This is a genomic window from Agrobacterium fabrum str. C58 (genome assembly GCF_000092025.1).
Taxonomy (GTDB): domain Bacteria; phylum Pseudomonadota; class Alphaproteobacteria; order Rhizobiales; family Rhizobiaceae; genus Agrobacterium; species Agrobacterium fabrum.
Genome location: NC_003063.2, coordinates 999090 through 1011306 on the forward strand (window position 1 = coordinate 999090; position 12217 = coordinate 1011306).

Annotated in this window: 11 protein-coding genes; 3 read left to right on the forward strand and 8 right to left on the reverse strand. The window is 59.8% G+C overall.

Going from position 1 to position 12217, the window contains the following annotated elements:
• Positions 1-25: 25 nt before the first annotated feature.
• From nirD to ATU_RS18210, 8 genes are all read right to left on the reverse strand, one after another.
• The gene (gene nirD, locus ATU_RS18175) at positions 26-361 is read right to left on the reverse strand and encodes a nitrite reductase small subunit NirD (RefSeq protein WP_003519747.1); all 336 of its coding nucleotides are present in this window, start codon (positions 359-361) and stop codon (positions 26-28) included.
• 5 nt (positions 362-366) lie between these two features.
• On the reverse strand, positions 367-2814 hold the full coding sequence (nirB, locus tag ATU_RS18180) for a nitrite reductase large subunit NirB (protein ID WP_010973414.1): 2448 nt from the start codon (positions 2812-2814) through the stop codon (positions 367-369).
• Positions 2815-2819: 5 nt separating this feature from the next.
• Positions 2820-3617, reverse strand: coding sequence for an ABC transporter ATP-binding protein (locus ATU_RS18185; protein WP_010973415.1), 798 nt, complete (start codon positions 3615-3617; stop codon positions 2820-2822).
• A gap of 13 nt (positions 3618-3630) precedes the next feature.
• The gene (ntrB, locus tag ATU_RS18190; protein ID WP_010973416.1) at positions 3631-4524 is read right to left on the reverse strand and encodes a nitrate ABC transporter permease; all 894 of its coding nucleotides are present in this window, start codon (positions 4522-4524) and stop codon (positions 3631-3633) included.
• Positions 4525-4637: 113 nt separating this feature from the next.
• Positions 4638-5930: a CmpA/NrtA family ABC transporter substrate-binding protein gene (locus ATU_RS18195; RefSeq protein ID WP_010973417.1), complete on the reverse strand. Its 1293-nt coding sequence runs from the start codon at positions 5928-5930 to the stop codon at positions 4638-4640.
• Positions 5931-6310: 380 nt separating this feature from the next.
• Positions 6311-7606 (reverse strand): CmpA/NrtA family ABC transporter substrate-binding protein, encoded by a 1296-nt coding sequence (locus tag ATU_RS18200; protein WP_010973418.1) that lies wholly within the window; start codon positions 7604-7606, stop codon positions 6311-6313.
• A gap of 35 nt (positions 7607-7641) precedes the next feature.
• Complete coding sequence (locus ATU_RS18205; protein ID WP_006699921.1) at positions 7642-8229, reverse strand: ANTAR domain-containing response regulator; 588 nt, start codon at positions 8227-8229, stop codon at positions 7642-7644.
• A gap of 101 nt (positions 8230-8330) precedes the next feature.
• Positions 8331-8996, reverse strand: coding sequence for a GntR family transcriptional regulator (locus tag ATU_RS18210; protein WP_010973419.1), 666 nt, complete (start codon positions 8994-8996; stop codon positions 8331-8333).
• Between the two features lie 266 nt (positions 8997-9262).
• On the opposite strand from ATU_RS18210, the gene ATU_RS18215 reads away from it, so the two are divergent.
• The 3 genes from ATU_RS18215 to ATU_RS18225 all read left to right on the forward strand — a co-directional run bounded on the left by ATU_RS18215 (position 9263) and on the right by ATU_RS18225 (position 12216).
• Positions 9263-10504, forward strand: coding sequence for an NRAMP family divalent metal transporter (locus tag ATU_RS18215; protein ID WP_006315508.1), 1242 nt, complete (start codon positions 9263-9265; stop codon positions 10502-10504).
• 123 nt (positions 10505-10627) lie between these two features.
• A complete protein-coding gene (locus tag ATU_RS18220; RefSeq protein WP_010973420.1) occupies positions 10628-11395 on the forward strand; it encodes a LamB/YcsF family protein in 768 nt (255 codons plus the stop codon).
• An 11-nt stretch (positions 11396-11406) separates the two neighbouring features.
• Positions 11407-12216: a putative hydro-lyase gene (locus tag ATU_RS18225; protein WP_010973421.1), complete on the forward strand. Its 810-nt coding sequence runs from the start codon at positions 11407-11409 to the stop codon at positions 12214-12216.
• Position 12217 lies beyond the last annotated feature (1 nt).

Consider the following 12217-nt stretch of genomic DNA (forward strand, 5'->3'; position numbering starts at 1 on the left):
GGGGTATCTTCGCCGCCATCGCCATTCACTCCGCCGCAATCATCAGAGTTTCAAGCGCAATGGACAGCCGCCCATCCAGATTACGCACGGGAATCGTCCGCACCTCACCCTCATCAGCCCCCAGCGCCTTGCCGGTTTCCAGCGAAATCACCCAATTATGCAGCGGACACGTCACCGACGCCCCATGCACGATGCCCTGGGAGAGCGGACCGCCCTTGTGCGGGCAATGATCCTCAATCGCGAAGACCTGATTTTCCGCCGTGCGGAACACCGCAATCTTGCCCATCGGCGTTTTCACGCAACGCGCGCCGCGCAGCGGAATGTCGGAAATATCGCCAATATCGATCCAGTTGCTGTCCATCGTTCTCACTCCGCTGCCTCGCTGAAACCGATGGCCGCCATGGGCCTGAACTCGTGCTTGTCGTGGCCGGACACCCGTTCCGACCAGGGATCGACCTGCGCGAATTTCTGGCTGAAGACGAAGCGGTCGAAATAGGCTTTGCGCTTATCGGCATCGTCCATGATCTGACGACGGACCTCGTCGTAGCCGATGCGCTTGGCCCATTTGTAGATGCGCTCAAGATACCGCGCCTGCTCACGGTACATCTGGGTCAACGCGACGATATGCTCCAGCGCCTCATCCTCGGTGTGGACGAGCCCCAGAACTTCCGTGCCCTTGATATCGAGACCGGCGGCACCGGCGAAATGGATCTCAAAGCCGGAATCGACGCAGATGACGCCGATATCCTTGCAGGTGGCCTCGGCGCAATTGCGCGGACAGCCGGAAACGGCAAGCTTCAGCTTGGCCGGCGTCCACGAGCCCCACATGAATTTTTCGATGCGGATGCCAAGCCCGGTGGAATCCTGCGTGCCGAACCGGCACCATTGCTCACCGACGCAGGTTTTCACTGTACGCAAGCCCTTGGCATAAGCCTGACCGGAGATGAAGCCGGCCTTGCCGAGATCAGCCCAGACGGCTGGCAGGTCTTCCTTCTCGATGCCGAGGAGGTCGATGCGCTGGCCGCCGGTGACTTTCACCAGGGGAATCTCGAACTTGTCGACGACATCGGCGATGGCGCGAAGCTCGTCGGCGTTCGTGACGCCGCCCCACATGCGCGGAACGACCGAATAGGTGCCGTCCTTCTGGATATTGGCGTGAACGCGCTCATTGATGTAACGCGACTGGTAGTCGTCGGCATATTCGTCCGGGAAATCGCAGACGAGGTAATAATTGAGTGCCGGACGGCACTTGGCGCAGCCGCAGGAGGTTTTCCATTCCAGTTCCTGCATCACGGCGGGAATGGTCTTTAAGCCCTTGGCCTTGATGAGACGACGCACATCGTCGTGGCCGAGATCGGTGCATTTGCACATGGGCTGCACGGCGGCGGGGTTGTAGGTATCGCCTAGCGTCAGCGTCATCAACTGCTCGACAAGGCCGGTGCAATTGCCGCAGGAGGCGGACGCCTTGGTGTGGGCGCGCACATCATCCAGCGAGGTCAGCCCCTTGGAGGTGATGGCCGAGGTGATCTTACCCTTGCAAACGCCGTTGCAGCCGCAGATTTCCGCATCATCCGGCAAGGCTGCAACGGCCGCCATAGGGTCCAATGGGGACCCTCCCTGATAGGCCTGGCCGAAGATAAGGGTTTCGCGCATGGCGGAAATGTCGGTCGATTTCTTCATCAGGTCGAAGAACCACGAGCCATCAGCCGTCTCGCCGTAAAGAACCGCGCCGATGATGCGGTTTTCCTTGAGGATCAGGCGCTTGTAGACGCCAGCGGTGGCGTCGCGCAGCACGATTTCCTCGCGGTCGTCGCCCTCCGCGAAATCACCGGCGGAAAACAGATTGATGCCGGTGACCTTCAGTTTCGTGTTGGTGACGGAGCCGTGATATTCGGCAGAACCGCCGCAAAGCCGGTCGGCCAGCACCCGCGCCGATTCATAAAGCGGCGCAACCAGCCCGTAGCACATGCCGCGATGTTCAGCGCATTCGCCGAGAGCGTAGATCGAGGCGTCCGAGGTCATCATGCCATCATCCACGACGATACCGCGATTGACGGCGATGCCTGCCTCCTTTGCGAGGCCGGAGGCGGGGCGAATGCCGACCGCCATCACCACCATATCACCCTTGATGATCCGGCCGTCCTCCAGCTCGATGCCCTCTACCTTCTCCTCACCAAGAATGCACTTGGTATTGGCCTTGGTGATGATGTCGATGCCGCGCTCGTTCAGCGCCTTTTCCAGAAGATAGGCGGCCGCCGGATCGAGCTGGCGCTCCATGATTGTCGGCATCAGATGGATGACGGTGACATCCATGCCCTGCCGTTTCAGGCCATAGGCGGCTTCCAGCCCGAGAAGCCCGGCACCGATAACGATGGCGCGGCCCTTGCCTTTGGCGATCTCCAGCATCTTCGTCACATCGTCGAGATCGCGATAGGCGAGCACGCCCGGCAGTTGATGGCCGGGAACGGGGATGATGAAGGGAAGAGAGCCGGTGGCGATCACCAGTCTGTCGTAGGAAGCCGTGATGCCGTTTTCGCTGGTGACGATCTTGTTGGCCCGGTCGATGCGGGTGACTTTTGCGCCCTTGTGCAGCGTCACATTGTTAGCGGCATACCATTCGTCATTATGGATGACGATGTCTTCATAGCTCTTTTCGCCTGAGAGCACCGGCGAGAGCATGATGCGGTCGTAATTGACGCGCGGCTCGGCGTTGAAGATGGTGACATCGTAGAGGCCGGGTGCGGTTTCGAACAGGTTTTCCAGCATGCGCCCCGGCGCCATGCCATTGCCGATGATGACGAGTTTTTGCGTCATGGTGATTACTCCGCGGCTTCGACGAAGCGGTGACGTTCGTAAAGGAACTTCAGCACAGCCTCGCGGCATTTGAGGTAGATCTTGTCGGATGCAAGCTCGATGCGGTTGCGCGGGCGGGCCAGCGGCACGTCCAGCACTTCGCCGATATGGGCGGCCGGACCGTTGGTCATCATCACGATACGGTCGGAGAGCAGCACCGCTTCGTCCACATCATGGGTGATCATGACCATGGTGTTGCCGAGCCGGGCGTGGATTTCCATCACCGCATCCTGAAGATGGGCGCGGGTCAGGGCGTCCAGCGCCCCGAAAGGCTCGTCCAGCAGCAAAATCTTCGGTTCCATGGCGAGCGCGCGGGCAATGCCGACACGCTGCTTCATGCCGCCGGAAATTTCGGACGGTTTCTTGTCCTTGGCGTGGGCCATCTGCACGAGGTCGAGATTGCGCATGACCCAGTCGTGCCGCTCAGTCCGCGTCTTGGTGTTGCGGAAGACTTTGGCGACGGCAAGATTGACGTTTTCGTAAACCGAAAGCCACGGCAGCAGACTGTGGTTCTGGAACACGACGGCGCGCTCCGGACCCGGCTCGTTAACCTCACGGTTTTCGAGCAGAACGGCACCGGCCGAAACCTTCGTCAGCCCGGCGATGAGGTTGAGCATGGTGGACTTGCCACAGCCGGAATGGCCGATGACGGAGACGAATTCGCCTTTCTCGATGGTCAGGTTGATGCCTTTCAGCACCTCGGCGCGCGAACCGCCCTTGTCGAAATATTTGTCGATATGATCGAGCTTCAGATAAGCGTTCATGATGGTCGCCCTTTTAGTTGGCCGCAGCGCCGCGGGTGATGACCTTGCCGAGCGCCGCTACCAGCTTGTCGAGCATGAAGCCGACAACGCCGATGTAAGCGAGCGCTACGATGATGTCGGGCAGGCGCGAGGAATTCCACGCATCCCAGATGAAGAAGCCGATCCCGACGCCGCCAGTCAGCATTTCCGCGGCCACAATGGCGAGCCAGGAGAGGCCGATGCCGATACGCAGGCCGGTGAAGATATAGGGCGCTGCCGATGGCAGCATGATCTTGAAGAAGAATTCGAGCTGGTTCAGCCGCAGCACCTTCGCGACATTGCGATAATCCTGCGGGATGTTGCGCACGCCGACCGCCGTGTTGATGATGACCGGCCAGATGGAGGTGATGAAGATCACGAAAATGGCCGACGGATTGCTGTCCTGAAACGCGGCCAGCGACAGCGGCAGCCAAGCCAGCGGCGGCACCGTGCGCAGCACCTGAAAGATCGGGTCGAGACCGCGCATCGCCCAGACCGATTGGCCGATCACAGCACCAAGGATGATACCCGCGATAGCGGCAAGACCGAAACCGTAAGCCACCCGTTCGAGCGAGACCAGCACACGCAGGCCAAGGCCGATATCCTGCGAACCATTATGGAAAAACGGCGATACGATAAGATCGTAGCTTTCCTCAAAAACCTGGCTCGGCGGCGGCAGCGATGAGCCGGGGGCGGAACAGAGCAGCTGCCAGACGCCGAGCAGGACGGCAAGGACGACAAGCGGCGGTATGGTGTTGCGGGCCGCCGCAGCACCCCATTTGCGCAGATCGATCCGCGGCAGATGTTTGGGCGAAAGTGCTACGACGTTTGCCTTCTGCACCGCCGGCTGCTGCGGCTCTTCGTTGAATTTTCGGGCCAATGCGGACATGGGCATTTCCTCTTGATTTCGGTTGCGGTCTGGGTCCGCCCCTCAACCGGTCTTCAGTCTCGGCCGCCGAAAGGCGGGCACTGGCGGATGAAGGGCGATACCCGGTCTCCTCCTCAGGAGGCCGCTTTGATGGAAAGGCTTTCGAGATAGGCGGACGGGTTTTCGGGATCGAAGACCTTGCCGTCGAAGAAGGTTTCCTTGCCGCGCGAGGTCGATGCGGGAAGATCGGCAACGCCGAGATCCTTCGCCGCTGCGCGCCAGATATCCTCGCGGTTCACCTTCGCAACCAGCGCCTTTACGTCCGTATCCGGCGCGAATTTGCCCCAGCGGATGTTTTCGGTGATGAACCAGCTGTCATGGCTGTGGAACGGATAGGAGGCATGGTCCTGCCAGAACTTCATCTGCAGGCCAGTATTTTCCAGCACCCGGCCGTTGCCGTAATTAATATTGCCCTTGAGGCGGCCGAGAACATCCTTCGGCGGCACGTTGAACCACTGGCGTTTGCCGAGGATGGTGGACATCTCCTCCTTGTTCGCCATCTCGTCGCACCATTGCTGCGCCTCCATCACGGCCATCAGCAAAGCCTTGGTGGCGTTGGGGTTCTTTTCCACCCAGTCGGCGCGCATGCCGAGCGCCTTTTCCGGATGCCCTTTCCAGAGTTCCCCGGTGGTACAGGCAGTAAAGCCGATGCCCTGATTAACGAGCTGCTCGTTCCACGGCTCGCCTACACAGAAGACGTCCATGTTGCCGACCTTCATGTTTGCGACCATTTGCGGCGGCGGAACGACGATGGTGGAGACGTCCTTGTCCGGATCGATGCCACCAGCAGCCAGCCAATAGCGGATCCAGAGATCATGCGTGCCGCCGGGGAAGGTCATGGCGGCCTTGATTTCCTTGCCGTCGGCCTTCTTTTTCTCGAAAGCCGCCTTCAGCTTGGAGGCATCGAGCTGGACGCCGGTCTCTGCATATTCCTTGGCGACGGAAATGCCCTGGCTGTCGAGATTAAGGCGTGCGAGGATCGTCATCGGCACCGGCACGTTGTTCTGCGTCACCTTGCCGGTATGCATGAGATAGGGCATCGGCGTCAGGATATGCGCGCCATCGATGCCGTTCGAGGCGCCGCCGAGCACGAGATTGTCGCGCGTCGCCCCCCAGGAGGCCTGTTTCAGAACCTCGACCTCAGGCATGCCATGCTTGGCGAAAAGTCCCTTCTCGGCCGCAATGATGAGCGGCGCGGCGTCGGTGAGCGCGATGAAACCGAGTTTTGCACCCTTCACTTCCGGTTCTGCGGTGGCCGCGAAAGCGCCTGACGGAAACGCGGTGCGAACGGCGGTGACGAGAGCTGCGGTAGCTGTCGTCTTCAGTATCGTGCGGCGGCTGACGGTGCCGGAAAATATCTTCTTCATTCGCATGTTCCCCTTATTGAGCCACCGCTTTGGATGACGTCTTCGCTTGCGAAAAAACCTGAAAATAAAAAAAACGCCGCTCGGTGTTTGCGCCTTCGGAACAGGAGTTGTTCCGGGCAGCAAAACCTTGCGACGTCTATGTCTCTGAAAGCGCCTATGCCGCGCCCTGCTTGCCCCGATCGCCGTTGACCGGTGCAAAAAATAGGACGCAAGAGGCGTGCCAGTTAATAAAAATAAATATAAACTATTGAAAATAAAAAATAATTCACAAAAATAAAGTGCTCGATTAAATTTTAATCAGCCGTTTCTTCGTCTTTCTTTTGTGCAGAGCGGAAAAATTCGCGCTTGAATTTTGCGCAGTCTGAAAGGCGCAAGGCCAATCATGCCTCACCCGAAGGAGCGGAAACGGGTACAGATGTGCGCACGGCAAAGCTGTTCACATAACCGGCGATATCGGCAGGGTCGAACACGAAGCCATCCACGAAACGGTCTCCCTCGTCCTGCCCCTCGATGCGGATATCGGCATCACCAGGCGCTTTCCCGTCGCCTAAGGCCGCCCGATAAATATCCGGCCGATAGGCAGAGAGAGCGGCGTTCACGCCGGTCTCAGACAATTCCGCCTGCCCCCAGCGGATCATCTGGCTGTAAATCCACAAGGACTGGCTCTGACGCGGATAATTGGCGTGGTCGCCATGGAAGGTGAAATATTTTTCGATGACCCGGCGGTTGCCCTGGCTGTCGATGCTGAATTCTCCCGCAAGCACGCGGCGGATGATGCTCTGCGGCGCGCCGATATAACGTGGATCCGCCAGTGCGCCACTCAGCGCGTCGTGATTATCCGCGAGATCACACCAGCTTGCGGCGGCATCGAGTGCCGTCAGCAGGCGCCCTACCGTTTCCTGCTGGCTTTCCGCCCATTCGGGCCGCATACCGATGACTTTTTCGGGGGCAGAGGGCCATAAATCCTGCTTGGCGGCGACGATCCGGCCGACACCACGCTCGGCAGCGACGATGTTCCACGGCGCGCCGACGCAGAAACCATCGATGGCGCCGGCGGCCAGCGCATCCGAGGTCATGGGCGGCGGCACCACTACCAGCTTGACGTCATGATCGGGATGAATACCGCCGGCGGCGAGCCAATAGCGAAATTCGTAGTTGTGCGAGGAAAACGGATAGGTCATGCCGAGCGTCGGCGGCGCTTCGCCGCGCGCGCGCATATCGTCAAGCACAAGCTTCAGGGCCCTGGCATTTTCGAGTGCACCCGCCGTCTCCGAAAGCCCTGTCAATGCCTTCATCCGCGCAAAAAGCCGGGTCGAAAGCGTAATCGCATTGCCGCCGCGCCCGAGCGAAAAGGGTGTGATCGTCGGTGACGGATTGGAACCCAGTCCGAGCATGGAGGCAACCGGCATCGGCGACAGCATATGGGCGATATCGAATTGCCGGAAGGCCAGCCGGTCACGCACATTCGCCCAGGAGACGTCCTTGACGAGGTCGAGTATCAGCCCTTCGCGGTCGGCAAAACCAAATTCGGCAGCGGCAATCAGCACGGATGCATCGACAAGCGGAATAAAGCCCGCACGCAGAATCTTCTGCCGGTCGCTGCCCACCAGTGCGGGTGCGTCGCGCATTTGCGTTGCTTCGCCCTTCGATCCTGCGGTTTTTTCCGGTGCCGCCATATCTTACACTCCACACTGTCCGGCCGGCGGTGTCGTTACATCAACAGACCCGCCGCGGTGACCACGCTTTGCGCGATCTCGGAAATCTTCTTTTTCTCGTTCATCGCCGTCTGCCGCAGAAGCGCAAAGGCCTCCTCTTCGGAAAGACCGCGCATCTTCATCAGAATGCCCTTGGCCCGCTCGATGACCTTGCGCTCCTCCAGCGCCGATTTGGCATCGGCAAGTTCCCGCTGCAGGCGGCTGAAGGCGTTGAAGCGGCTGACCGCCATATCGAGAATGGGTTTCACCCGCTCTTTCTTCAGCCCGTCGACAACATAGGCGGAAACGCCTGCCTCGACGGCCGCCTCGATGGAGGCCGTATCGGAACGATCGACAAACATGGCGATGGGTCGTCCCACCGTACGGGTGAGCTGGAACAGATGCTCCATCATGTCACGGTTGGGATTTTCAAGGTCGATGAAGATAACGTCGGGCTGCAGCGTCTCGATAGTGCGCGCCACCCCGTTCACTTCATGGATGACGGTGACGCGCTGGTAGCCGGCCTCGCGCAGCCCTTCCTCGATGATGGAGGCGCGGATTGCGTTTTCGTCTATGACAAGAATGGTGAGGTCGCGAAGCGTCATGTCAGCATTGATGACGCAGCGCAGCAAACTTGGCAATTGCCTGACCCGGCAAAAATGGCGCGGAGCGGCAAGGGGTGTTTTCCCGCCTGCCGACCGTCATGTCAGGATGTGTGTTCGACGGCGCGTTCAAGCGCCTTCAGGACGGTGCGCTCGGAAAGATTGAGATAGAGTTCCATCTCGTTGCCCGCTTCCTGCGCCTTGCCCTCCTCCATCAACGACAGGATCTTGCTGTTCATGTCGACAAAAGGGGAATGAAGCTGTTCGGGGTCTTTTAGGAGGCCGAAACAAAGCCTGAGTTCCGCGGCGATACGTTCGTAAAAATCGCTGATCCTGGCGCTGTCCTGAAGATCGACAACCGCTGCATGAAATTTCATGTTGGCGCTGCCCACGCCCAGCCAGTCGGCCTCTTCACGCCTGATCTTGGCATCCTCGACGGCTGCGCGCATCGCCTTGATGGCGGGGTGCTTGTGCCAGGCCTGACGCAGCGCACCACATTCCACCATGCGCCGCACGCGATAGATATCGATGACTGAAGACATGGTGGGCACGGCGACGAACACGCCGCGATTGGCTTCGTGGCGCAGCAACCCATCCTTGGTCAGAAGCCGGAAGGCTTCGCGCAGGGAGTTGCGGGAAACGTCGAAACGTTCGCTGAAGGCTGCCTCGGAAAGGCGCTGCCCCGGCGCCAGCTCACCTGATATCAGCAAGGTGCGAATACCCTTGGCCAATCGATCCGCAAGCGGCAGACCCTCTATCGTTTCCGTCATGGCGCTCCTTTCTGAAGAGCAATGCAGCATCGGGAATTCCGTGACAGGCATGTTCGGACACGGCATGTTCTGCCCATAGCACAAAGCATTAGCAAAGCACGAAAAAAACGTGATGAATTCATGCGCATAACGTCCAACAAATGAACAAAATAAGAGAACGATTATTATTTATTGTTGAACAATATTGACAATTTCACGGAACAGGACAAACTTCTTCGCATAAAGCATCCGCGAGGGGCGGATAGCGAGTGGAGCGGAGAAAATCCATGGAGCAGAAAAAGCTCACCCCGACTGCCGATCTCAAAATGTCAAAACGCGCATCTCTTCTGGGAGCGATCTTCCTGATGGCGACATCCGCCATCGGTCCCGGCTTCATAACTCAGACGGCGACATTCACCACCCAGCTTGGCGCAGCCTTTGCCTTCGGCATTCTCGCCTCCATCCTCATCGACTTCGTCGTGCAGCTGAATATCTGGCGCATTGTAACGCTGACGCGGATGCGCGCATCCGATATCGCCAATGCCGCCATTCCCGGCGCCGGTTATTTCCTGGCCATTCTCGTCATCATCGGCGGCCTGTTCTTCAACATCGGCAATATCGGCGGCACCGGGCTTGGCCTGAACGCCATTTTCGGGCTGGACCCGAAAATAGGCGGCGCCATCAGCGCGATATTCTCCATCGCCATCTTCGTTTCCAAGCGCGCAGGGCTGGCAGTCGACCGGTTCATTATCTTCGCCGGCATCCTGATGATCGTGCTGACGCTCTATGTGGCATTCGTTTCGGCACCGCCGGTGGGTGATGCCTTCCGCCAGACCTTCCTGCCGGATACGATCAATTTCGCGACCATCACCACCATCGTCGGCGGCACCGTTGGCGGCTACATCACCTATTCCGGTGCGCACCGCCTGCTGGACCGTGGAATGGTCGGCATTGAAAACCTGCCCGCCGTCAACCGCGCCGCGCTGACCGGCATCGCCGTCACCGGCATCATGCGCTATGTGCTGTTCCTCGCCATTCTCGGTGTCGTCGCCAGCGGCGTCGTCATCGATACATCGGGCCAGGCCGCCAATCCCGCCGCACAGGCTTTCCGGTCGGCCGCGGGCGATCTCGGCTTCCGCCTCTTCGGCATCATCTTCTGGGCTGCGGCCATCACCAGCGTCATCGGCGCGGCCTATACCTCCGTCTCGTTCCTGCCCGTCTTCAAGCAGGACATGAGCGAGCGCGCCCGCAATATGGCGACCGTCGTTTTCATCGCAGTCTCGCTCGTCTGCTACCTGTTGATCACCACCCCGCCCGCGGCCATGCTGGTCTTCGTCGGCGGTCTGAACGGTCTTATCCTGCCCATCGGCCTCAGCATTTTCCTGTTTGCCGCGTGGAAACGCGAAGACCTGATGGGGGGCCATCGCTACTCGCGCATTCTGCTCGGGCTTGGCGTTCTGACCTGCGCACTGACATGGTACATGGGCTACAAGTCCGCCGGTACCATCTTCGGCCTGCTCGGCCTGTAATAAACTAGAGCGTTTCCGCATTTCGCAGAAAAGCGGAAACGCTCTACATATTTGTTATTACGCATTTTCCGGACGCAGAACCGCTACGCACTTTTGCTGGAAATGCTCTAAAGGGAGGCAAACATGGCCGCTATCGATCTCAACAGTGATCTTGGCGAAAGTTACGGCGCGTGGCGCATGGGGGATGACGAGGCAATGCTTGCCATCGTCTCCAGCGCCAACATCGCCTGCGGATTTCACGCAGGCGACCCGGCCGGCATCTACCGCACCGTCAAGGCCGCTGCCGAAAAAGGCGTGGTCGTCGGCGCCCATGTTTCCTATCCGGACCGCGTCGGCTTCGGTCGCCGCGATCTGGACGCGACCTCGGAAGAACTGATCGCCGATGTCATTTACCAGATCGGCGCGCTGAAAGGCGTTGCCGCCGCTGCCGGCACCACGGTGCGTTACGTGAAGCCACATGGCGCACTTTACAATCGCATCGCCAATGACGCGAAACAGGGGCAGGCCGTCATCGACGGCATCAAGGCCATCGATCCGTCACTGGTGCTGATGGGCCTCGCCAACGCGCCCATCCTCGATCTTGCCCGCAAGGCAGGTCTTGCCGTCGTTGCCGAAGCCTTTGCCGACCGCGCCTATACGCCTGAAGGCCAGCTCGTCTCCCGCCGCGAAGCCGGTGCCGTGCTGCATGATGCAGCAAAAATCGCCGAGCGCATGGTGCAGCTTGCCCGCGAAGGCACGCTGGAGGCTATCGATGGCAGCATCATAAAAATCGAGGCGCAATCCATCTGCGTGCATGGCGACAGCCCCGGTGCGGTCGCCATCGCCCAGGAAATCCGCCGCCGTTTCGAAGCTGACGGTATCGCAATCCGCTCCTTCGCATCCGATCGCTGAAAGGGTAGCCGATGACGATACCAACATCCTATCTCAACCACACCGATGCCGAGGCCGCACGAAAGGCCCGTGCGACATATCGCGATGGCCTTGTCGCCCCCACGTCAGGCATTGCACCCGGCTTCACGCAGGCGAACATGATCGTGCTGCCGCGTGACTGGGCCTTCGATTTCCTGCTTTATGCGCAGCGTAATCCAAAACCCTGCCCGGTGCTTGATGTCTCCGATCCCGGCTCGCCCACCACGCTTCTGGCGCCCGGAGCCGATCTCAGAACTGATCTGCCGCTTTACCGCATCTGGCGGGATGGCAAGCTTGCCGAGGAAACTGCGGATGCGACGTCTGCATGGGCGGAGCGTGATGATCTCGTCGCCTTCCTCATCGGTTGCAGCTTCACCTTCGAGACGCCGATGGTGGAGGCGGGCATCGAAATCCGCCACATGACCGACAAGAGCAATGTGCCGATGTATCTGACCAACCGGCCTTGCCGCCCGGCCGGACGGTTGAAGGGCAACATGGTCGTTTCCATGCGGCCTATCCCGGCATCGCGCGTGGCCGATGCTGCCACGATTTCCGGGCGTTTTCCGGCAGTGCATGGCGCCCCCGTGCATGTCGGCGCACCGGAACAGATCGGCATTTCCGATCTATCCAAGCCTGATTTTGGTGATGCGGTCCGGATCGAGCCGGGCGAGGTGCCGGTGTTCTGGGCCTGCGGCGTCACTCCACAGGCCGCCGTAATGGCATCCGGCGTACCCTTTGCCATTACCCATGCGCCGGGCCACATGTTCATCACCGATATCCCCGACACCGCCTATCACGCGTGAG

Coding starts and splice junctions, on each gene's coding strand:
- nirD (WP_003519747.1), bottom strand. CDS start 361: ATGGACAGCAACTGGATCGATATTGGCGATATTTCCGACATTCCGCTG.
- ATU_RS18205 (WP_006699921.1), bottom strand. CDS start 8,229: ATGACGCTTCGCGACCTCACCATTCTTGTCATAGACGAAAACGCAATC.
- ATU_RS18225 (WP_010973421.1), top strand. CDS start 11,407: ATGACGATACCAACATCCTATCTCAACCACACCGATGCCGAGGCCGCA.
- ATU_RS18195 (WP_010973417.1), bottom strand. CDS start 5,930: ATGAAGAAGATATTTTCCGGCACCGTCAGCCGCCGCACGATACTGAAG.
- ATU_RS18210 (WP_010973419.1), bottom strand. CDS start 8,996: ATGACGGAAACGATAGAGGGTCTGCCGCTTGCGGATCGATTGGCCAAG.
- ATU_RS18220 (WP_010973420.1), top strand. CDS start 10,628: ATGGCCGCTATCGATCTCAACAGTGATCTTGGCGAAAGTTACGGCGCG.
- ATU_RS18185 (WP_010973415.1), bottom strand. CDS start 3,617: ATGAACGCTTATCTGAAGCTCGATCATATCGACAAATATTTCGACAAG.
- ATU_RS18200 (WP_010973418.1), bottom strand. CDS start 7,606: ATGGCGGCACCGGAAAAAACCGCAGGATCGAAGGGCGAAGCAACGCAA.
- ATU_RS18215 (WP_006315508.1), top strand. CDS start 9,263: ATGGAGCAGAAAAAGCTCACCCCGACTGCCGATCTCAAAATGTCAAAA.
- ntrB (WP_010973416.1), bottom strand. CDS start 4,524: ATGTCCGCATTGGCCCGAAAATTCAACGAAGAGCCGCAGCAGCCGGCG.
- nirB (WP_010973414.1), bottom strand. CDS start 2,814: ATGACGCAAAAACTCGTCATCATCGGCAATGGCATGGCGCCGGGGCGC.